We start from the raw sequence: 21563 nt of genomic DNA, 5'->3' as shown, positions 1-21563 counted from the left end.
GTTGACCCACTCGCTGAAAGTTCCCTGAAACCACAGAACCTGCCGGTATCTGTGCTGCGCTCAACTCTCCATCCCCCGGGGGAAGAACAAAGATGACCAGTCCAACCAAGGCCGAGGGCTCCGGGCCGTCGGCGGCCTTGGAGCCCGAGCTCGCGTCGAAGGCCGAGCCCGCCGAGGTAGAGAAGCTCGAAGGTCGCTCCCCCGGGCAGTTGATGTGGCACCGCTTCAAGCGCGACCGTACCGGAATGATCTCCGCGGCCGTAGTGATTTTCTTCTTCGCGGTCGCCGCCCTCGCCCCGGTCATCTCCAGCCTGTACGGCAAGAACCCCTACACGCTGTACGCGCAGGAGCCCGAGTACCCCTTCCTGCTTGACGACTTCGCCATGCCCACCGGTTCCCTCGGGGGAATGTCCGGTGACTTCTGGTTCGGCGTCGAACCCAAGCTGGGACGCGACGTGTTCACCATGCTGCTGTACGGCATGCGCACCTCGCTGTACATGGCCGTCCTCGTCACGCTGTTCAGCGTTCTGACGGGTGTCGTCCTGGGCATGATCAGCGGCTATTTCGGCGGCAAGGTCGACTACTGGCTGGGCCGGGTCACCGACTTCTTCCTGGCCTTCCCGCAGCAGCTGTTCTTCATCGCCTTCATGCCGGTGGTCACCGCGATGTTCGTCTCCCCGAAGGACGAGACCCCCACCTACCTGCGGGCGGTGGCGATCATCCTGGTGATGTGGTTCCTCGGCTGGATGGGCATGGCCCGTCTGGTGCGCAGCTCCGTACTCTCCCTGCGGGAAAGGGAGTTCGTGGAGGCGGCGAAGGTCTCGGGCGCCTCTCCGGCGCGTATCGTGCGCAAGGAGATCCTGCCGAACATCGTCACGCCCATCCTGGTGCAGGGCACCTACATGCTGCCCAGCTCGATCCTCTCGATCGCATTCCTCAGCTACGTCGGTGTGGGCTTCACCGAGCCGACGCCGGACTGGGGCCGGATGTTCGCCATCGGCGCCGGGATCTACGAGCAGGACCCCGCGTTCATGTTCTTCCCGGGCATCGCGCTGGTGATCTTCGTGCTCGCCTTCAACCTTCTCGGCGACTCCGTCCGGGACGCATTCGACCCCAAGACCGGACGCTAAACGTCCATTGGTGGTGGGGGAGCTGCCACCCCCGTTCCGGTTCAGGCCGGATCGTCCGGCAGCACTCGTGGACAACTATCGACAGGTAGGTGCATACGCATCATGAAGCCCATCAGAACGCGCACCGTGCGCGCCATAGCCGTTGCCATCGCGGCGGGGTCGCTCGCGCTGACCGGTTGCTCCAATGACAGCGGCAACGGCAACGGCAAGGACGACTCCAAGACCAAGGAGGACGCCAAGGCGCAGTCGAAGCCGGTCTCCTACGGTGACGTCCAGGCGTCCAACGGTCCGGCGGAGGCGGTGCCGGGGGCGAAGACCGGCGGCACCATCAACGTGTACCAGCAGTCCGACCTGTCCCACATGGACCCGGGTCAGATCTACGTCAGCGACGCCGGCCAGTTCGCCAACCTGATCCACCGCGGTCTGACGAACTTCCAGGAGGACGACAAGGGCAACCTGACCGTCGTCGGTGACATCGCCACCGACTCCGGCAAGTCGTCCGACGGCGGCAAGACCTGGACGTACACCCTCAAGGACGGCATCAAGGACGAGGACGGCAACGTCATCACGTCCGCCGACGTCCGCCACACCATCGAGCGCCAGTACTCGAAGGTCATCTTCGACGGTCCGACCTACGTCCAGACCTGGCTCTCGGGCTCCGACTACCGCAAGGCGCTGCCCGACGGCCCGTACAAGGGCAAGCACCTCCCGGACTCGGTCCTGGAGACCCCGGACGAGAAAACCGTCGTCTTCCACTTCAAGGCCCCCCAGCCTGATCTCCCGCAGGCTCTGGCCATGGCCGGCTACGCCGTCGTGCCCGAGAAGCAGGACACCAAGGAGAAGTACGACAAGGCCCCGGCCTCCCTCGGCCCGTACAAGATCGCCGAGTACAAGGCCGGCAAGTCCCTGAAGCTCGTCAAGAACGACCAGTGGGACGAGAAGACGGACTCGGTGCGCCACCAGTACGTCGACGGCTACAACTTCACCAACACCATCGACCAGGCCAGCCAGACCAAGCGTCTGCTCGCCGACCAGGGCGAGGCCAAGAACGCCATCCAGTTCACCGACTCGGTGGACCCGGCCCAGCTGTCGACGGTCATCGGTGACGCCAGTGCCAAGAAGCGCACCATCCAGGGTTACCAGGTCTACGTCTGGGCGCTGAGCTTCAACCTCGACAGCGCCACGATGAAGGACAAGAAGATCCGGGACGCGATCACCTACGCGATCCCGAACCAGTCCATGGTGCAGGCGGACGGCGGCCGGTACGGCGGCGAGGTGGCGGGCGGTCTGCTGGCCCCGACCCTGCCCGGCTTCGACCCGAAGTACGACCCGTTCGGCAAGCTGAAGAAGCCCAACGGCGACCCGGCGAAGGCCAAGCAGCTGCTGGAGGAGGCCGGCTTCAAGAAGGGCACGAAGCTCAGCTACGCCTACTCCAACACCCCGCGCGGCCAGGCCCAGATGGTCATCATCAAGGACGCGCTGAACAAGCTCGGCTTCGACGTCCAGGCCAAGGAGATCGACCGCGCGACCTTCTACGAGCAGGTCGGCAAGCTCAAGAACCCGTACGACCTGTACATGACCGGCTGGGGCCAGGACTGGCCGTCGCCGTCCACGGTCATCACCCCCGTCTACGACGGTGACCTGGTCGCCGACGGTGCGCCGAACTACTCGCACATCGACGACGCGAAGGTCAACGAGCTCATCAAGAAGGCCGTCACGCAGGAGCCCGAGGAGGCCGCCAAGACCTGGGAAGAGGCCCACCACCGCATCGTGGAGGGGGTCAACCCCAGCGCACCGGTCTACTACTCCAAGCAGCTGCAGCTCTACGGTTCGAACATCGGTGGCGCCCGGTTCAGCACGGAGTCGAGCTACATCGACATCAACGACCTGTTCCTGAAGCAGCCGTAACCAAGCAGCCGTAACCCGTCAGCTCGGCTGATCCGCGGGGGTGTGCGCCAGGCGGAGCGCACCCCCGCGGACGGTAACCCCCTCCTGCCGCCGCGTTCCGAAGAGAGCACCCACCCGCCATGCTTCAGTTCCTCATCCGCAGGCTGAGCGGCGCCGTCGTGATCATGTTTCTGATCGGCGCTTTCACGTTCTTCCTGTTCTATTCGATCCCCCAGGACTTCGCCCAGCTGGCCTGCGGCAAGAACTGCTCCCCCGAGAACATCGCGGTCATCCGCGAGAACCTCGGCCTGGACAAGCCCATCACCACCCAGTTCTGGGAATTCATGATGGGCATCGTCTCCGGCCGGGACTTCCCGCAGGGACACTGTGCCGCCCCGTGCCTGGGTGTCTCCTTCGACAGCGGCGACTTCGTGTGGGACTCCATCATGGACCGCTTCCCGCTGACGCTCTCGCTGACCGTCGGCGGTCTGGTGATCTTCCTGCTGTTCGGTCTCGGTACGGGTCTGCTGGCCGCCTGGAAGCGCGGTACCGCCGTCGACAAGATCGTCAGCGGCGCCTCGATGGTCCTCAGCTCGTTCCAGATCTACTTCCTGGGCCCTATCGTCCTGGGTCTGCTCGTCTACCAAACGGGCTGGTTCGAGAACCCCAAGTACGTGCCGTTCACGGACAACCCCGGCTCGTGGTTCGTGGGCATGCTGATCCCCTGGGCCGTGATGGCGACGATCTTCACCGCCCAGTACACGCGTATGGCACGCTCGACGATGATCGAGCAGCTGCAGGAGGAGCACGTCCGCACCGCCCGTGCCAAGGGCATGCGGCAGCGGTACGTCTTCTTCCGCTACGCCTGGCGCGGTTCGCTCATCCCGATCGTCACCATCATCGGTATGGACCTCAGCGCGCTCCTGTCGGGCGCGGTGGTCACCGAGTTCACCTTCGACCTCGCCGGTATCGGCCGGCTCGCGGTCGAGGGCTCGCTGACCAAGGACCTTCCCCTGACGATGGGCGTCATGCTGTTCGGGGCCTTCTTCATCCTGATCCTGAACATCGTCGTGGACCTCGCCTACGCCTACATCGACCCGCGCGTGCGCCTCGCCTAGGAGAAATACCGTGACCACACTGACCAAGACCGAAGGCGAAAGGGCCCCGAGCGGGTCGGAGGCCTTCCTCTCGGTCCGCGACCTGCGGGTGCGGTTCTCCACCGAGGACGGCATCGTGAAGGCCGTCGACGGACTCTCCTTCGACGTCGAGCGGGGCAAGACGCTGGGCATCGTGGGTGAGTCGGGCTCCGGCAAGTCCGTCACCAACCTGACCGTCCTCGGCCTGCACAACCCCAAGACCGCCACCGTCGAGGGCGAGATCGTCCTGGACGGCAAGGAACTGGTCAGCGCGACCGAGAAGGAGATGGAGAAGCTCCGCGGCAACAAGGTCGCGATGATCTTCCAGGACCCGCTGACCGCGCTCTCGCCGTACTACACGGTGGGCCGGCAGATCGCGGAACCCTTCATGAAGCACACCGGCGCCTCCAAGAGGGAGGCCAAGGCGCGCGCCATCGAGATGCTCGACAAGGTCGGCATCCCGCAGCCCGCGATGCGCTTCGACGACTACCCGCACCAGTTCTCGGGCGGTATGCGCCAGCGCGCGATGATCGCGATGGCCCTGATCTGCAACCCGGACCTGCTGATCGCGGACGAGCCGACCACGGCTCTGGACGTGACCGTCCAGGCGCAGATCCTCGATCTCCTCAAGGACCTGCAGCAGGAGTTCGGTTCCGCGATCGTCTTCATCACCCACGACCTCGGCGTCATCTCCAAGATGGCAGACGACCTGCTGGTGATGTACTCGGGCCGGGCCGTGGAACGCGGCAGCGTCCGCGAGGTGCTGCGTGCCCCGCAGCACCCGTACACCTGGGGCCTGCTGAGCTCCATGCCGCGACTCGGCGGCGACACGGCGCAGGCGCTCACCCCGATCCCGGGGTCCCCGCCCAGCCTGCTGAACCCGCCGTCGGGCTGCCCGTTCCACCCGCGGTGCGGTTTCACGTCCGAGGTCGGCGGCAACCGCTGCTCCACCGAGCGGCCCGAGCTGCCCGAGGGCCGCAGCGCCGCCTGCCACCTGAGCGGCGAGCAGCGATCGACCTTTTTCATCGAGCAGATCAAGCCCCGGCTGGGCTAGGGAGAACGACACATGAGCGACAAACTCACCCTGCCGAAGCCGCAGGGCCCGGTGGACGGAGCGCGCGAGACGCTGCTCTCCGTCGAGGGCCTCACGAAGCACTTCCCGATCTACGGCGGCTTCCCGATCAAGCGCAAGGTCGGGGCCGTGCAGGCCGTCGACGGCGTCGACCTGAGCGTCGGCGTCGGCGAGAGCGTCGGCCTGGTCGGCGAGTCCGGCTGCGGCAAGTCGACGACCGGCCGGCTCATCACCCGGCTCCTGGAGCCGACCGCCGGAAAGATCACGTACGCGGGACAGGACATCACGCACGCCTCGCGCCGCCAGCTGGCGCCCGTGCGGTCCGAGATCCAGATGATCTTCCAGGACCCGTACTCCTCGCTGAACCCGCGGCAAACCGTCGGCACCATCATCAAGTCGCCGATGGAGGTCAACGGGATCAAGCCGGCGGGCGGCGTCGAGAAGCGCGTGCGCGAGCTGCTGGAGCTGGTCGGCCTCAACCCCGAGCACTACAACCGCTTCCCGCACGAGTTCTCCGGCGGCCAGCGCCAGCGCATCGGGGTCGCCCGGGCGCTCGCCCTGAACCCGAAGCTGATCGTCGCCGACGAGCCGGTCTCGGCCCTCGACGTGTCGATCCAGGCGCAGGTCGTCAACCTGCTGCAGAAGGTCCAGGAGGAGATGGGCATCGCCTTCCTCTTCATCGCCCACGACCTCGCGATCGTGCGGCACTTCTCGCAGCGCCTCGCGGTGATGTACCTCGGCAAGGTGGTGGAGGTCGGCGACCGCGACTCCATCTACAACCGTCCGCGCCACCCGTACACCCACGCCCTGCTGTCGGCCGTCCCCGAGGTCGCGCTCGACGACGCGACCGAGGACCGGGAGCGGATCCGGCTCTCCGGTGACGTCCCCTCGCCGATCCACCCGCCGTCCGGCTGCCGCTTCCGCACGCGCTGCTGGAAGGCGCAGGACAAGTGCGCGACCGAGGAGCCCCCGCTGGTGCAGCTCTCCGGCAACCCGGCGGGCCACCTGACGGCCTGCCACTTCCCGGAGGAGCCGACGACCGAGGCCCGCGCCGAGGACGTCGTGATGGACCCGGCACTGAAGGCGCTGGAGGACGCGCCGACGATGTCCCCCGCGAAGGACTGACCCCTCCGCCGCGGGACGGAGCCGATCTCACTCCGTCCCGGGCGGTACGCGGGTGGCCTGGTGGTAGTACATCCGCCAGCCCCCGCCCCCGTCGCCGCCGTCTGCGTGCCCGCCGTGCCTGCGCCAGATCGAGCTGTGCCGGGTCCTGACCCCGTCGAGCAGGGTCTCGAACGTCAGATGGACGAGGCCGGGCGCGAGCGGCACACCGCGGATGTCCGAGGGTTCGTAACGGGGGCCGTCCTGCGAGCTGCCCGTGAGGCCGGCCAGCGCGTCGAGCATGCTCGCGTACGTCCACCGCCGCCCGGACCCGCCGACCTCCACGAACTCCGGGTCCAGGAGCCGCCCGGCGAGCTCCCGCGAGGACCGCACCCGCGGATCCATCAGCCGCAACTCACCCGCGATCGCCTGCTCCACGTCGTCCGCCGCATCGTCCATGGGGCTATCCCACCGGGAGCCCGACGGGCCGCGCAATCCGATCGCGATCGCGGCCGATATTCGTTCGACATCGGCCGGTGGGCCCGGGAAGCTGCCTGGAATGACGCGAACCGATATGCCTCCCGCCTGGGACGAGCGCACGCAACTGGCCACCTTCCTCGACTACGTACGGGACACCGCGCGCGCCAAGTGCGAGGACGTGTCCCCGCAGGACGCGCGCAGGGCCCCGCTGCCGGACTCCCCGCTGATGACGCTGTGCGGCCTGATCGGCCATCTGCGGTGGGTCGAGCACCACTGGTTCCAGGTGGTCTTCCTGGGCGAGGAGCCCGCGGGCCCGCTGGCCGCCGCGACCGAGGACGACCCCGACCCGGAGATGCGGCTCGCCGTCGAGGTGCCGCTGCCGCAGCTCCTGGCCGAGTACGAGGAGCAGAGCGCCCGGTACCGCCGCCTGCTGGCCGAGCACGACCTCGACACCCCGGCCCGGCGTCCGGTCCGGGACGGCAAGCCGGTCGACCTGCGCTGGATCGTCCTGCACCTGATCGAGGAGACCTCCCGCCACAACGGGCACCTCGACATCGTGCGCGAGCTGCTCGACGGGCGCACGGGTGTCTAGCGGCGCCGGGAAGTCCCGGCCGGGCCCCGTCATCCACAGCCTCACCTTCGACTGCACGGGCGACCCGTACGACCTCGGGCTGTTCTGGAGCGGGCTGCTCGGACGGCCGCTGGCCGACGACGACAAGCCGGGTGACCCGGAGGCGCTGATCGAGGACCCCGACGGCGGGCCGCGGCTGCTGTTCGTGCGGGTCCCCGAGGGCAAGACGGCCAAGAACCGCCTCCACTTCGACCTGCGGCCCGTCGGGCGCACCCGGGCGGCGGAGGTCGAGCGGGCGCTCGCCCTCGGCGCGCGGGTCCTCGCGGACCGCACCCGCCCGGACGGCAGGGGCTGGGTCCTCATGGCGGACCCGGAGGGCAACGAGTTCTGCGTGGAACGGGGAGATCTGGACGAGGTGTCCGACCCCCACTGACCCTGACGCGGCCCGCGCCCCAGGCACCTAGGGGCGCGGGGAACTGCGCGACCAGCCACGACGGACGGCGCACCCGACCACGCACCGCAACACAGCCCCCGCAGTCCTCCCAAGGCGAGCGCCAGCGCTACGGCATACGGACGCGCATCCCCACCCGTCCGGGTGGGCGAATGTGCGCGACCGTACATATGCGCAGATATTGGGCGCAAAGGTACCGGCTCCGGCGCCGGAGCCGCAGCGCAGCTAAGAGGAGGCACTCCATGCGTGGAGCCACGCACGCCAGATGGGCCGTGTGCGCGACGGCGGCAGCCCTCGCGGCGACGGCCTGCGGAGGCGGGGGAGACGGGGGCGACAGCGGCGGCGGCGACGGCTCCGGCATCGTCAGCTCCTCCTGGGGCGACCCGCAGAACCCCCTGGAGCCGGCCAACACCAACGAGGTGCAGGGCGGCAAGGTCCTCGACATGGTCTTCCGCGGTCTCAAGCGCTACGACGCCGAGACCGGCGAGGCCAAGGACATGCTGGCCGAGAAGATCGAGACCTCGGACTCGCAGAACTTCACCGTCACCGTCAAGGACGGCTGGACCTTCAGCAACGGCGAGGCCGTCACCGCCAAGTCGTTCGTGGACGCCTGGAACTACGGCGCCAGCCTCAAGAACAACCAGAAGAACGCGTACTTCTTCGGGTACATCGACGGCTACGACAAGGTCCACCCGGAGGACGGCGGCAAGCAGACCGCCGACACCCTGAGCGGGCTCAAGGTCACCGGCGACCGCACCTTCACCATCAAGCTCAACCAGAAGTTCTCGACCTTCCCCGACACCCTCGGCTACGCCGCCTTCGCGCCGCTGCCCAAGGCGTTCTTCGACGACCACGCGGCCTGGCTGAAGAAGCCGGTCGGCAACGGCCCGTACGCCGTGGACTCGTACGCCAAGGGCTCGGTGATGAAGCTGCGCACCTGGGACGATTACCCGGGGGACGACAAGGCCGAGAACGGCGGCGTGGACCTCAAGGTCTACACCGACAACAACACCGCCTACACGGACCTGATGGCCGGCAACCTCGACCTCGTCGACGACGTGCCCGCCTCGCAGCTGAAGAACGCCAAGAGCGACCTCGGCGACCGGTACATCAACACCCCGGCCGGCATCATCCAGACCCTCGCCTTCCCGTTCTACGACAAGAACTGGGGCAAGGACGGCATGGAGAAGGTCCGCACCGGCCTGTCCATGGCCATCGACCGCAAGCAGATCACCGAGACCATCTTCCAGAAGACCCGCACCCCCGCCACCGACTGGACCTCACCCGTCCTCGGCGAGGACGGCGGCTTCAAGGAGGGGCTGTGCGGTGACGCCTGCGAGTACGACCCGAAGAAGGCCAAGCAGCTGATCGAGGACGGCGGCGGGCTGCCCGGCGGCCAGGTCAAGATCTCGTACAACGCGGACACCGGCTCCCACAAGGAGTGGGTGGACGCCGTCTGCAACTCGATCAACAACGCGCTCGGCAACGACAAGGCCTGCGTCGGCAACCCGGTCGGCACCTTCGCCGACTTCCGCAACCAGATCACCCAGTCGAAGATGTCGGGCCCCTTCCGGGCCGGCTGGCAGATGGACTACCCGCTCATCCAGAACTTCCTGCAGCCGCTGTACTACACCAACGCCTCCTCCAACGACGGCAAGTGGTCCAGCAAGGAGTTCGACACCCTCGTCGACAAGGCCAACGCGGAGACCGACCAGGCCAAGGCCGTCGACCTGTTCCAGCAGGCCGAGGAGGTGCTGCGGGACGACATGGGCGCCATCCCGCTCTGGTACCAGAACGGCAGCGCCGGCTACTCGGACCGGATCTCGGACGTGGCGCTGAACCCGTTCAGCCTGCCCGTCTACAACGAGATCAAGGTCAGCTGAGCCACGGGGGCGGGCGCGCTTCCAGAAAGCCCAGGCGCCCGCCCCAGGCTACCCGCCTACCTCCGGAGCCCTCATGGGACGGTATGTGATCCGGCGCCTGCTGCAGATGATCCCGGTCTTCATCGGCGCCACCCTGTTGATCTTCCTGATGGTGAACGTGATGGGCGACCCCATCGCGGGCCTGTGCGGCGACCGGCAGTGCGACCCCGCGACGGCCACCCAGCTCCGCAAGGAGTTCGGCTTGGACAAGCCCGTGTGGCAGCAGTACGCGACCTACATGGGCAACGTCTTCACCGGCGACTTCGGCACCGCGTTCAACGGGCAGGAGGTCACCGAGCTGATGTCGAGCGCCTTCCCGGTCACCGTCCGGCTCACGATCGTCGCGGTCCTCTTCGAGGTGGTCATCGGCATCACGCTCGGCGTCGTCACCGGACTGCGCCGCGGCCGGCCCGTCGACACCGGCGTCCTGCTGGTCACCCTCGTCGTCATCTCGGTGCCCACCTTCGTCACCGGCCTGCTGCTCCAGCTGCTGCTCGGCGTCAAATGGGGCTGGATCAGCCCGTCCGTCTCCTCGGAGGCCCCCTTCGACGAGCTGATCGTGCCCGGCCTTGTCCTCGCGTCCGTCTCCCTCGCCTACGTGACCCGGCTGACCCGGACCTCCATCGCGGAGAACCGGCGCGCCGACTACGTCCGCACGGCCGTCGCCAAGGGCCTGCCCCGGCGCCGGGTCATCACCCGGCACCTGCTGCGCAACTCCCTCATCCCGGTGGTCACCTTCATCGGCACCGACATCGGCGCGCTGATGGGCGGCGCGATCGTCACCGAGCGGATCTTCAACATCCATGGCGTCGGCTTCCAGCTCTACCAGGGCATCCTGCGCCAGAACACCCAGACCGTCGTCGGCTTCGTGACCGTCCTCGTCCTCGTCTTCCTGGTGGCCAACCTGCTGGTCGACCTCCTGTACGCCGTACTCGACCCGAGGATCCGCTATGCCTGAGCAGCCGACGCCACCGGAGCGGCCCCTGCCCTCCATGCCGCCCGGGCCGCACCTGTCGGGCGGCGGCCGCGCCCCCGAGGACGGCGCCATCGCCGCGACCGGCATGGGCGGCGCGATGGACCTCGCGACGGAGGAGGGCGCCTCGCTGCGCAAGCCGCTCGGCGGGCCGGACGGCACGGGACCCCAGGACAAGCCCCGCTCCCTGTGGTCCGACGCCTGGCGCGACCTGCGGCGCAACCCCGTCTTCATCATCTCGGGGCTCGTCATCCTCTTCCTGGTCGTCATCTCCCTGTGGCCCTCCCTGATCGCCTCCGGCAACCCCCTCAAGTGCGACCTCGCCAAGGCCCAGGAGGGCTCCCAGCCCGGCCATCCCTTCGGCTACAACGGCCAGGGCTGCGACGTCTACACGCGCACCGTGTACGGGGCCCGCGTCTCCGTCACCGTCGGCGTGTGCGCCACGCTCGGGGTGGCGCTCCTCGGCTCGGTGCTCGGCGGACTCGCCGGGTTCTTCGGCGGGGCCTGGGACGCGGTCCTCTCCCGCGTCACCGACATCTTCTTCGCGATCCCCGTCGTCCTCGGCGGCCTGGTGCTGCTGTCCGTCGTCACCAGCTCCACGATCTGGCCCGTGATCGGCTTCATGGTGCTGCTCGGCTGGCCGCAGATCTCCCGCATCGCCCGCGGCTCGGTCATCACCACCAAGCAGAACGACTACGTGCAGGCCGCCCGGGCGCTGGGCGCCTCCAACTCCCGGATGATGCTGCGGCACATCACCCCCAACGCGGTCGCCCCGGTCATCGTCGTGGCGACCATCGCGCTCGGTACGTACATCTCGCTGGAGGCGACCCTGTCGTTCCTCGGGGTCGGGCTCAAGCCGCCCACGGTGAGCTGGGGCATCGACATCTCCTCGGCGTCCCAGTACATCCGCACCGCGCCGCACGCCCTGCTGTGGCCGGCCGGGGCGCTCGCCGTCACCGTCCTCGCGTTCATCATGCTCGGCGACGCGGTGCGCGACGCCCTCGACCCGAAGCTGAGGTGAGTGACGTGCTGCTCGAAGTGCGCGACCTGCACGTGGAGTTCCGGACCCGGGACGGCGTCGCCCGGGCCGTCAACGGCGTCAGCTACAGCGTGGACGAGGGCGAGACGCTCGCCGTGCTCGGCGAGTCCGGCTCCGGCAAGTCCGTGACCGCGCAGGCCGTCATGGGCATCCTCGACACCCCGCCCGGGAAGATCACCGGGGGCGAGATCCTCTTCAAGGGCCAGGACCTCCTGACGTTCAAGGAGGAGGAGCGGCGCAAGGTCCGCGGCGCCCAGATGGCCATGATCTTCCAGGACGCGCTGTCGTCCCTGAACCCGGTGCTCAGCGTCGGCGCCCAGCTCGGCGAGATGTTCACCGTCCACCGCGGGATGTCCCGCAAGGACGCGAAGGCCAAGGCGGTCGAGCTGATGGACCGGGTGCGCATCCCGGCCGCCGCCTCCCGGGTGGGCGACTACCCCCACCAGTTCTCCGGCGGCATGCGCCAGCGCATCATGATCGCGATGGCGCTGGCCCTGGAACCCGCCCTGATCATCGCCGACGAACCCACCACCGCCCTCGACGTCACCGTCCAGGCCCAGGTCATGGACCTGCTCGCCGAGCTGCAGCGCGAGCTCAACATGGGCCTCATCCTCATCACCCACGACCTCGGCGTGGTCGCGGACGTCGCCGACCGCATCGCCGTGATGTACGCGGGCACGATCGTCGAGTCCGCCCCGGTCCACGACATCTACAAGGCCCCCGCGCACCCGTACACCAAGGGCCTCCTGGAGTCGATCCCGCGGCTCGACCAGAAGGGCCGGGAGCTGTACGCGATCAAGGGCCTGCCGCCGAACCTGATGAACATCCCGTCCGGCTGCGCCTTCAACCCGCGCTGCCCCCTGGCCCGGGACGTCTGCCGCACCGACGTGCCGCCGCTGTACGAGGTGACCGAGGCGGGCGCGGACGGCAGGAGCGCCTGCCACTTCTGGAGGGAGTGCCTCCATGGCTGAGTCGATGAGCGTTCCGGCGACCGGAGGGGCGCCCACCGCGGTGGCCGAGCCGATCCTCCAGGTACGCGGCCTGGTCAAGCACTACCCGCTCACCCAGGGCATCCTCTTCCGCAAGCAGGTGGGCGCCGTCAAGGCGGTCGACGGGGTCGACTTCGACCTCGGCGCCGGGGAAACCCTCGGCATCGTCGGCGAGTCCGGCTGCGGCAAGTCCACGGTCGCCAAGATGCTGGTCAACCTGGAGCGGCCGACCGCGGGCGAGATCCGGTACAAGGGCGAGGACATCGCCAAGCTGTCCAGCCGGGCCCTGAAGGCTGTGCGCCGCAACATCCAGATGGTCTTCCAGGACCCGTACACCTCGCTCAACCCGCGGATGACCGTCGGCGACATCATCGGGGAGCCGTACGAGATCCACCCCGAGGTCGCGCCGAAGGGCGACCGGCGCAAGCGGGTCCAGGACCTGCTCGACGTGGTCGGCCTCAACCCGGAGTACATCAACCGCTATCCGCACCAGTTCTCCGGCGGCCAGCGCCAGCGCATCGGCATCGCGCGCGGCCTCGCCCTGCGCCCCGAGATCATCGTCGCGGACGAGCCGGTGTCGGCCCTCGACGTGTCCGTGCAGGCGCAGGTCGTCAACCTGATGGACCGGCTGCAGAGCGAGTTCGGCCTGAGCTACGTCTTCATCGCGCACGACCTGTCGATCGTGCGGCACATCTCCGACCGGGTCGGGGTGATGTACCTCGGGCGGATCGTGGAGACCGGCCGGGACGCCGAGATCTACGACCACCCCACGCACCCGTACACCCAGGCACTGCTCTCCGCGGTGCCCGTCCCGGACCCGGAGGCCCGCGAGCACCGGGAGCGGATCATCCTCTCCGGCGACGTGCCCTCGCCCGCGAACATCCCCTCCGGCTGCCGCTTCCGCACCCGCTGCTGGAAGGCCCAGGAGCGGTGCGCCCTGGAGGTGCCGCTGCTCGCCGTGCCCGCGGCGTTCCGGTACGAGGGCGGTCCCGCCGCGCACCCCTCGGCCTGCCACTTCGCGGAGGAGAAGCAGGTGGTCCCGCCGGAGGAGAAACGGGATCTGCCGTCCGGGGAAGCCCCTCAGGAACCACCGAAAAGCTGATGAACGGGCATCAACTTCGTTAACACGCAGGCAACTCGGCCGACCCGGCACCGATATACGGACGCGGCAGCCTGGACAGCGTACGGCCGTGCGGGTGCCGTAGACCGGCCGGGGCGCGCCATGTCGCCCCGGCCGGTCGCCGTTCACCTGCGGATCCCCTAGGGCCTGTCGTCAAATTCCCGTCTGCCGGGCGACGCCTGGCACGCACTCTCGCCGCACCGGGCGAAAGCCCAAGTACGTCCAGTACGCGGACTTCCGCCCGGCACACCGAGAGCACGCACCAGACGCCGCCCGGCCCGCCCTCCGGGCGGACGACGGTAATTTGACGACAGGCCCTAGGTGCGGGCGAGTTCCCGCCGCGGTCCTTCCTCCTCCAGGGACGAGCCCTCCGTGTCGAGGTTCGGCAGTACGCGGTCCAGCGTGCGCGGCATCCACCAGCTCGCCTCGCCGAGGAGCCGCAGGGCCGCCGGTACGAGGACCATGCGCACGACGAGCGCGTCGACCAGCACCCCGACGGTCAGGGCCAGCCCGACGGACGCGACCATCTGGTCGCCGCCGCTGAAGGCGAAGCCGGCGAACACCGCGGCCATGATGGCGGCCGCCGCGACGACGACCGGGGAGGCCTGCCCGAAGCCGCGTACGACGGCCGCCCGGGTGTGCAGCCCGCTGCGGTGCGCCTCGTGCATCCGGGCCACCAGGAACACCTGGTAGTCCATGGCGAGCCCGAACAGCACGCCCACCACGATCAGCGGCGTCAGACTGGCCAGCGGCCGGGCCTCGTCCAGGCTGACCAGGGTCCCGAGCCACCCCCACTGGAAGACCGCCACCGTCACGCCGAGGCCCGCCGCCAGGGACATCAGGAACCCGGCCGTGGCCAGCAGCGGTACCAGGACGGAGCGGAACACGAGGGTGAGCAGGAGCAGCGAGAGACCGACCACGGCGATCAGGTAGACGACCAGGCCGGACGAGAGCGCCGCGTCGACGTCCACGTCGACCGCGGTCTGACCGGTCACCGACACCTTCGCCCCGGTCACCGCGTCCGTCTCGGTACGCAGCGAGTCCACCAGCTCCTTGGTGCGCGCGTCGGTCGGGCCGTGGTCGGGGGTGACCGCCAGGAAGGCGGCGTCCGCGTCCTCGGCGCGCTGGACGGGGCTGACGTCGGCCACGCCGGACAGCGCGGTGATCTCCTTCGCGGTGGCGCTCGCGGTGCCCGCCGCGTCCGTGCCCTCGAAGAGCACGATCAGGGGGTTCTGCTCACCGGCGCCGAACGCGTCGCTCACCGTGGTGTAGGCCGCGCGCTGCGAGGAGGCCGGGTCCGGGCCGCCCGGCGGGTCGAGCTCGGTGCTGAGCGAGAGGACCGGGACGGCGAGCAGGGCGACGAGGACGGTGCCGCCCAGCATGGTGAGCACGGGCCGGGCGACCACCAGCCGGGCCCAGCGGCCCAGCAGGCCCGGGCGCTGCTCGTCGGTCTCCGTGGTCTCCGCAACCGCCGCGGGCGGCTCGTACGCCGCACCCGGCGCCGGACGCTCCCTGCGCGGCAGGGCCTTGTACCCGAGGGACTTCAGCAGGACCGGTACGAGGGTGAGCGAGGCGGCCACGGCCACGATCACGGCGAGCGCCGCGCCGAGCCCCATCTCGGTGATGAACGCGATCCGTACGACCGCCAGCCCCGACAGGGCGATCACCACGGTCGTCCCGGCCACCACCACGGAGGTGCCGGCCGTCCCGGCGGCGCGGGCCACGGCGGCGTCGACGCCGGCGCCGCGGCGCAGCTCGTCGCGGAACCGCGACAGGATCAGCAGGGCGTAGTCGATGCCGACCGCGAGGCCCAGCATCACCGCGATGATCAGCGTGGTGGACTGGATGCCCTCGCCCGTCGCCGACCACGCGAGGATGCCCAGGACGCCGACGACGACGCCGCTCAGCGCGGTCAGCATGTTCGCGCCGGCGGCGGCCAGCGAGCCGAAGGTCAGCAGCAGCACCACGAAGGCGACCACGACACCGATGACCTCGGTGATGCCGGCTATCTCGGGCGGCCCGTCGTCCAGGGCCCCGCCGAGTTCGACGGTGTACCCCTTCTCCGTCAGCGGCGCGGCGGCCTCCCGCAGGTCGGCCTCGACGGCCGCCTGGTCGGCCTCCAGGTCGACGGCGAGCGTGGAGACGGCGACCGAGCCGTCCTCGGAGACGTAGGGACGGTCCTCGGCGTACGGGTCCGCGGCGGACTTCACGTCGGGGACGTCCGCGGCGCGCGACACGAGGCCCGCGACCAGCTTCCGGCCGTCGGACCGGGCGAGGGAGGTGCCGCCGGGCGCCTCGACGACCAGCAGCAGCTCGCCCGCGCCGGGGTCCGCCTCGGGGAACGCCTCCTTCATCGTGGCGAGCGCGGTGGTCGACTCGGCGCCCGAGATGCTGAACTCGGCGTCGGAGAATTTCGCGCCGCCGATCGTCACGACGGTGAGGGCGACGGTCAGCACGATCCACGCACCGGCGACGACGAGTCGGTGAGCGGCGCTGAACGCGCCGATCCTGGACAGCAATCGGGACATCGGGACTCCTGCGGAAGGCGGTCGGAGAGCGACCGGAAGGCGATCGGAAGCGATCGGGGAGCGGTACGCGGGCCGCTCGTGCGGCCGGTGCCAGCTTCCGCCGGGAGGCGCCCGGTGGTCGTCGCGCAGCCGCGGTAGCGGATCTACCGCGGCTGGTGTACTTCCGGGCCCGTGCTCCCTGCTCCGTCCGCAGCGGTCGGCGGCCGTCAGCAGGGGTCAGTCCTCGTCGCGCAGGCCCGCGCGCAGGGCCGCCACCACGAGTTGCGCGCGGTCCCTGACGTGCAGCTTGCTCATGGCCCGGTTCACGTGGGTCTTCACCGTGAGCGGCGAGATGAACAGGCGCTCCGCGATGGCGTCGTTGTCCAGGCCCCGGGTGACCAGCACGGTGACCTCCCGCTCCCGGGAGGTCAGGGAGGCGGCCCTGCGCAGCTCCTCGGGGGAGGCGGTGTCGTGCGGCCGCTGCCGGCGCGCCGTGCGGGKGAGGTGCCCGACGACGGTGTCCGTCGCGACGGCGGACAGGGACGAGCCGCCGGCCGCGACCCGCTCGACCGCCCGCATCAGCTCCTCGTGGTCCGCGGACTTCCCGAGGAAGCCGTTGGCGCCCGCCTGGAGCGCGGCGAGGATGTCCTGGTCGGTGTCGAAGGTGGTCAGCACCAGGATGCCGACGTCCGCGGTGGCGGCGTCCGCGCGCAGGCGCGTGATCGCCCCCACGCCGTCGAGCACCGGCATCCGCAGGTCCATGAGCACGACGTCGGGCACCAGGGCCCGCGCCATGTCGACGGCCCGGCGCCCGTCGGCGGCCTCGCCCACGACCTCGACCCCGGCGCCGGTGCCGGGATCGGTGCCGGTCTCCAGCAGGGCCCGTATCCCGGAGCGGATCATGACCTGGTCGTCGACGACGAGTACGCGTATCGCGCTCATCCGGACGCCTCCTTCGGCTTGCGCGGTGCGGCGGCCGGCAGTTGCGCGGTCACCAGGAAGCCCTCCGCGTCCGGGCCCGCGTGGAAGGTGCCGCCCAGCGCGTGGACCCGCTCCTCCATGCCCACCAGCCCGAGGCCGCTCCCTGCGGACTTGGTCGGGCGCGGCACCCACGGGTTGCGGACCGACAGGGTGACGTACCCGTCGGCGGGCGGCTCGACGGTCACGGTGGCGGCGCCGCCGTCGCCGTACCGCTGGGCGTTGGTGAGCGACTCCTGGAGGAGGCGCCGGGCGGCGCCGCGGGCGACCGGGGCGAGGGCGCGCAGGTGGTCGAGGCCCTCGGTCCCGACCTCCAGGCCGATGCCCCCGAAGCTCTCCAGCAGGTCGCCGACCACGTCGGCGTCCACCGGGGCGGCCGGGACGGCGTCGGGCTCCGAGGCGCGCAGGACGTTCAGGACGACCCCCAGCTCCTCCATCACCGACCGGGTGGCGCTCTGCACGTCGTCCAGGGCGCGCCCGGTGACCTGCGGCGCGGAAGCGAGGTTGGCCTTGGCGACGTTGGTGTGGACGCTGATCACCGCGAGGTGGTGGGCCACGCTGTCGTGCAGCTCGCGGGCGATCCGCAGCCGCTCCTCCGCCACGTGGCGGGCCACCTCCTCCCGCCTGCGCTCGGCCTCCTGGCGCCGCCGCCCCACCTCCGCGACCACGTAGCGCCGCTGCGCCTGCACCCACTGCCCCACCCCGACCGCGGCGGCCGCGAGCGTGACGATCCCGAACGCCCCGACGCTGCCGCCGTCCTGCGCCGAGGCGTACGAGGCGTACGGGCCGTAGGAGGCGTAGGGGGCGTACGTGGCGAGCATCGTGCCGCCCGCGACCACCGCGCCGGCGGCGATCGCGTCGAGGCGAGGGCGGCGCAGGGCGAACAGGAACAGCAGCCCTCCGGCGACCGCCCAGGTGCCCCACGGCGCCGGATCGCGCACCTCCTGGGCGGCCAGCAGGGCGGCGACGAGGACGGCGGCGCCCGACGCCCGCACGGCCAGCAGGAGCCCCGCCGCCCCCAGGGCGAGGACGGCCCACAGCGTTGTCGCGCCGGCGTGGTCGCCGACGACCGCGGACACCGCGCCCACGACCAGCGCGACCGCTACGGTGAGCGTGCCGCCGGCCGCCCAGGGATCGGATCGCACCAGTACCCACTCCGTGTTCAGCCGTAGGAGGCGGCGGGCCGGAGGAGCACGGGACCGCCTTATGGAACGATGTTATACAGAGTGGCCCGCGCGAGGGGCCGAACAGGAGACGCGCAGCGGATGAGTGCCCGGTGAACGCCGGAGAAGACCGGCCGTCCAGGCGCCGCACGGCGAGCGACCAGGTCGAGGGGGTCCTGCTGGAGGCGGCCCAGGACGTGCTCGACCGCGAGGGCCTGGCCGGTGTCACCGTCCGCGCGGTCGCCCGCGAGGCCGGTGCCGCGCCCATGAGCGTCTACAACCGGTTCGGCAGCAAGGAAGGGCTGCTGGCCGCGCTGGCCGTCGGCACCCTGAAGGACCTCTGGCGCGCGGTCGACGTGGACCGGCCGGACCGGCCCAGGGATCCGGAGCGCCGCTTCCGTGAAGCCTGCGACGCCTACCGGCAGTTCGCGCTCGCGCACCCGCAGCGCTACGCGCTCGTCTTCGGCGGCGGCGGACCGCTCGCGCAGACGGGCTCCGAGACCTCGGTGTACGGCCACGCGGCCTTCGAGGTCCTGATCGAGCTCGTCCAGGACCTCGCCGGGCGCGCACCCGAGGGGTTCGCCGACGTGGGGGAGGCCGCCCAGGTGGTCTGGACGGCCCTCCACGGCGCGGTCCACCTGGAGCTGGGCGGGATCGGGCAGGTGTCCGGCTCGCCGGACACCTACGCGAGGACGGTCGACCTGCTGGTCCGCGGCCTGCGCTAGCGGCCAGGCCCCCGGGGGGTCGCCTACTCCAGTCCGAGCGAGCGCTTGAGGAAGTCCACCTGGAGCAGCAGCAGGTTCTCGGCGACCTGTTCCTGCGGGGTCATGTGGGTGACCCCGGACAGCGGCAGCACCTCGTGCGGGCGGCCGGCGGCCAGCAGCGCGGACGACAGCCGCAGGGAGTGCGCGACCACCACGTTGTCGTCGGCGAGACCGTGCACGATCATCATCGGCCGCGCCGGTTCGGCCGCCTGCACCAGACCGTCGTCGTCGATCAGCGAGTTGGCGGCGTACACCTCGGGCTGCCGGTTCGGGTCGCCCAGGTACCGCTCGGTGTAGTGCGTGTCGTACAGCCGCTGGTCGGTGACGGGCGCGCCCACCACGCCCGCGTGGAAGACGTCGGGGCGGCGCAGCACCGCGAGCCCGGCGAGGTAGCCGCCGAACGACCAGCCGCGGATCGCCACCCGGGTCAGGTCCAGCGGGAAGTCCCCGGCGAGCGCCTGCAGCGCGTGGACCTGGTCGTCCAGGGCGACGGCCGCCAGGTCGTCCTTGACCGCCTTCTCCCAGGCCGGCGAGCGCCCCGGCATGCCCCGCCCGTCCGCCACGACCACGGCGAACCCCTGGTCGGCGAACCACTGGGACGTGAGGTACGCGTTGTGCGCGGCCAGCACGCGCTGCCCGTGCGGCCCGCCGTAGGGGTCCATCAGGACGGGCAGCGGACCGTCGGTGTATCCGGTGGGGAGCACGACGGCGCACGGGACCCGGCGCTCACCGGCTTCCGTGAGGTGCACGCGCGGGCTCATTCGGGGGTCCTCGGCGTACGAGACCACGGTCGCCGTCTGCGTCCGGCCGTTCCCCGGGCCGCGCCGGTCGCCGTCGCGCACCACCCGGACCAGCGCCCCGGGCCGGTCGGGCACGGCCGACACCAGCACGGTGACCCCGCCCGCCCGCACCGCCGAGTGCACGCCGGGCTCCTGCGAGATCCGCGCCACGCCCAGGTCGTTGACCCGGTAGACGTGCACCTCGCCGATCTCCGGCTCGGCGGCCGCCGACCCGGCCGACGCGGAGACCAGCACGTCGTCGTCCGACACGTCCAGCACGGCGCGCACGTGCAGCTGCGCGCCGGTCAGGACGCGTTCGCCGACCGCCAGCACGCGCGCGCCGCCCTCGTCGGCGATCCGCACGAGCTGTCCGCTGGGGCTCCAGCTCGGCACGCCGGGGAAAAGATCAAGCCATTGTGGATCTTCGTCCGCGTGCACCATCCGGGTCGTCCCCGAGTCCGGGTCGACGGCCAGGTAGAGCTGACTCGCCTGGTCCCGCGCCTGCACCAGCAGCAGCGGCGCCCCGGCGGACGACCAGTGCACTCGCGCCAGGTACGGGTAGCGGGCCCGGTCCCACAGCACCTCCGTGCGCTCCCCGTCGAGCCCCACCACGAAGAGCCGCACCTCCGCGTTGTCGGTGCCCGCCGCCGGATAGGCGACCTGCTGCGGCTCCCGCTCCGGGTGCGCGGGATCGGAGATCCACCAGCGGCGTACGGGGGCGTCGTCGGCCCGGGCGACCAGCAGCCGGTCCGACTCCGGGGACCACCAGAAACCGCGGCTGCGGCCCATCTCCTCCGCCGCGATGAACTCGGCAAGACCGTAGGTGACCGTCGCCGACTCCGGCTCGGCGAGCGCGCGGTCGTCCTCGCCCTCCGCGCCGACGACCCGCAGGGTGCCCCCGGCGACGTACGCGACGAACCGTCCGTCGGGGGACGGGCGGGGGTCGATGACCGGCCCGCGAACCCGCAGTTCACGCGCCGTGCCGGCCCTCAGCTCGGCGGTGAACAGCCGCCCCGACAGGGCGAAGGACGCCAGCTCCACGGCCGCGTCCGTGGCGTAGCCGACGATGCCCGCGCCGCCCTCCCGGCTGCGCTCGCGCCGGGCCCGCTCCGCCGCCGACAGCCGCTCCGAGGAACCGCCCAGCAGCGCCGCCGGATCGGCGGCCGGGCGCTCCTTGCCGCTCGCCACGTCGAGGACCCACAGCTGGTTCGCCCGGTCGGTGCCGGACGAGGAGCGCAGGAACGCGACACGCGAACCGTCGGGGGCCACGGTGAACGCACGGGGCGCGCCCAGGGTGAAACGCAGGGTGCGCGCCTGCCGGCGCGGGAAGGAGAGAGGCTCGGTCGTCATGCATCGACCATATTGGCCATGCGCCCCCTTGTGCGGCCGTGCGCCGATCAATGCGCACGCCCGAATAGTTATGATCACTAGCGCTGCGTGGGTATCAACCTGCTGGCTGCTGTACGGATTTACTGCCCCCATTCCCCCCCCCCATTCCCCC

Annotated in this window: 18 protein-coding genes; 13 read left to right on the top strand and 5 right to left on the bottom strand. The window is 70.5% G+C overall.

The window, feature by feature from the left end; genetic code table 11:
• Positions 1-92: 92 nt before the first annotated feature.
• The 5 genes from FGF04_RS14470 to FGF04_RS14450 all read left to right on the top strand — a co-directional run bounded on the left by FGF04_RS14470 (position 93) and on the right by FGF04_RS14450 (position 6350).
• The gene (locus FGF04_RS14470; RefSeq protein WP_149511709.1) at positions 93-1130 is read left to right on the top strand and encodes an ABC transporter permease; all 1038 of its coding nucleotides are present in this window, start codon (positions 93-95) and stop codon (positions 1128-1130) included.
• Between the two features lie 102 nt (positions 1131-1232).
• On the top strand, positions 1233-3038 hold the full coding sequence (locus tag FGF04_RS14465) for an ABC transporter substrate-binding protein (RefSeq protein ID WP_149511708.1): 1806 nt from the start codon (positions 1233-1235) through the stop codon (positions 3036-3038).
• 119 nt (positions 3039-3157) lie between these two features.
• Complete coding sequence (locus FGF04_RS14460; protein ID WP_149511707.1) at positions 3158-4135, top strand: ABC transporter permease; 978 nt, start codon at positions 3158-3160, stop codon at positions 4133-4135.
• Positions 4136-4145: 10 nt separating this feature from the next.
• Entirely contained in the window at positions 4146-5207 is a 1062-nt protein-coding gene (locus tag FGF04_RS14455; protein WP_149511706.1) for an ABC transporter ATP-binding protein, read from the top strand.
• 12 nt (positions 5208-5219) lie between these two features.
• Positions 5220-6350, top strand: coding sequence for an ABC transporter ATP-binding protein (locus FGF04_RS14450; RefSeq protein ID WP_149511705.1), 1131 nt, complete (start codon positions 5220-5222; stop codon positions 6348-6350).
• A 27-nt stretch (positions 6351-6377) separates the two neighbouring features.
• On the opposite strand, the gene FGF04_RS14445 is transcribed toward FGF04_RS14450, so the two are convergent.
• Positions 6378-6785: a nuclear transport factor 2 family protein gene (locus tag FGF04_RS14445; RefSeq protein WP_149511704.1), complete on the bottom strand. Its 408-nt coding sequence runs from the start codon at positions 6783-6785 to the stop codon at positions 6378-6380.
• A 100-nt stretch (positions 6786-6885) separates the two neighbouring features.
• Here FGF04_RS14445 and FGF04_RS14440 point away from each other — a divergent pair, with 100 nt between their 5' ends.
• The 7 genes from FGF04_RS14440 to FGF04_RS14410 all read left to right on the top strand — a co-directional run bounded on the left by FGF04_RS14440 (position 6886) and on the right by FGF04_RS14410 (position 13853).
• Entirely contained in the window at positions 6886-7398 is a 513-nt protein-coding gene (locus tag FGF04_RS14440) for a DinB family protein (protein WP_149511703.1), read from the top strand.
• Positions 7391-7810, top strand: a complete 420-nt coding sequence (locus FGF04_RS14435) for a VOC family protein (RefSeq protein WP_235882332.1) — start codon at positions 7391-7393, stop codon at positions 7808-7810. The genes FGF04_RS14440 and FGF04_RS14435 overlap by 8 nt, the downstream gene beginning before the upstream one ends.
• A 260-nt stretch (positions 7811-8070) precedes the next feature.
• Entirely contained in the window at positions 8071-9711 is a 1641-nt protein-coding gene (locus FGF04_RS14430; RefSeq protein ID WP_149511702.1) for a peptide ABC transporter substrate-binding protein, read from the top strand.
• A gap of 73 nt (positions 9712-9784) precedes the next feature.
• A complete protein-coding gene (locus tag FGF04_RS14425; protein WP_149511701.1) occupies positions 9785-10708 on the top strand; it encodes an ABC transporter permease in 924 nt (307 codons plus the stop codon).
• Positions 10701-11744 carry an ABC transporter permease gene (locus FGF04_RS14420; protein WP_408055619.1) on the top strand — a complete coding sequence of 348 codons (1044 nt, stop codon included), beginning with the start codon at positions 10701-10703 and terminating at the stop codon, positions 11742-11744. The genes FGF04_RS14425 and FGF04_RS14420 overlap by 8 nt, the downstream gene beginning before the upstream one ends.
• A gap of 5 nt (positions 11745-11749) precedes the next feature.
• Entirely contained in the window at positions 11750-12733 is a 984-nt protein-coding gene (locus FGF04_RS14415; protein ID WP_149511700.1) for an ABC transporter ATP-binding protein, read from the top strand.
• Positions 12726-13853 carry an ABC transporter ATP-binding protein gene (locus tag FGF04_RS14410; protein WP_235882331.1) on the top strand — a complete coding sequence of 376 codons (1128 nt, stop codon included), beginning with the start codon at positions 12726-12728 and terminating at the stop codon, positions 13851-13853. Before FGF04_RS14415 ends, FGF04_RS14410 begins: the two co-directional genes overlap by 8 nt.
• A 335-nt stretch (positions 13854-14188) precedes the next feature.
• On the opposite strand, the gene FGF04_RS14400 is transcribed toward FGF04_RS14410, so the two are convergent.
• The 3 genes from FGF04_RS14400 to FGF04_RS14390 all read right to left on the bottom strand — a co-directional run bounded on the left by FGF04_RS14400 (position 14189) and on the right by FGF04_RS14390 (position 18501).
• On the bottom strand, positions 14189-16399 hold the full coding sequence (locus FGF04_RS14400) for an MMPL family transporter (protein ID WP_149511699.1): 2211 nt from the start codon (positions 16397-16399) through the stop codon (positions 14189-14191).
• A 216-nt stretch (positions 16400-16615) separates the two neighbouring features.
• Positions 16616-17320, bottom strand: coding sequence for a response regulator (locus FGF04_RS14395; protein WP_149511698.1), 705 nt, complete (start codon positions 17318-17320; stop codon positions 16616-16618).
• Positions 17317-18501, bottom strand: coding sequence for a sensor histidine kinase (locus FGF04_RS14390; RefSeq protein ID WP_149511697.1), 1185 nt, complete (start codon positions 18499-18501; stop codon positions 17317-17319). Before FGF04_RS14390 ends, FGF04_RS14395 begins: the two co-directional genes overlap by 4 nt.
• A 131-nt stretch (positions 18502-18632) precedes the next feature.
• Here FGF04_RS14390 and FGF04_RS14385 point away from each other — a divergent pair, with 131 nt between their 5' ends.
• Positions 18633-19244 (top strand): TetR/AcrR family transcriptional regulator, encoded by a 612-nt coding sequence (locus FGF04_RS14385; protein WP_149511696.1) that lies wholly within the window; start codon positions 18633-18635, stop codon positions 19242-19244.
• Between the two features lie 23 nt (positions 19245-19267).
• Here FGF04_RS14385 and FGF04_RS14380 read toward each other — a convergent pair whose 3' ends face one another.
• Positions 19268-21412, bottom strand: a complete 2145-nt coding sequence (locus FGF04_RS14380) for a S9 family peptidase (RefSeq protein WP_149511695.1) — start codon at positions 21410-21412, stop codon at positions 19268-19270.
• Positions 21413-21563: the final 151 nt, after the last annotated feature.

The organism is Streptomyces apricus, assembly GCF_008369065.1.
Taxonomy (GTDB): Bacteria; Actinomycetota; Actinomycetes; order Streptomycetales; family Streptomycetaceae; genus Streptomyces; species Streptomyces apricus.
This window is presented reverse-complemented; position numbering and strand designations above follow the sequence as displayed.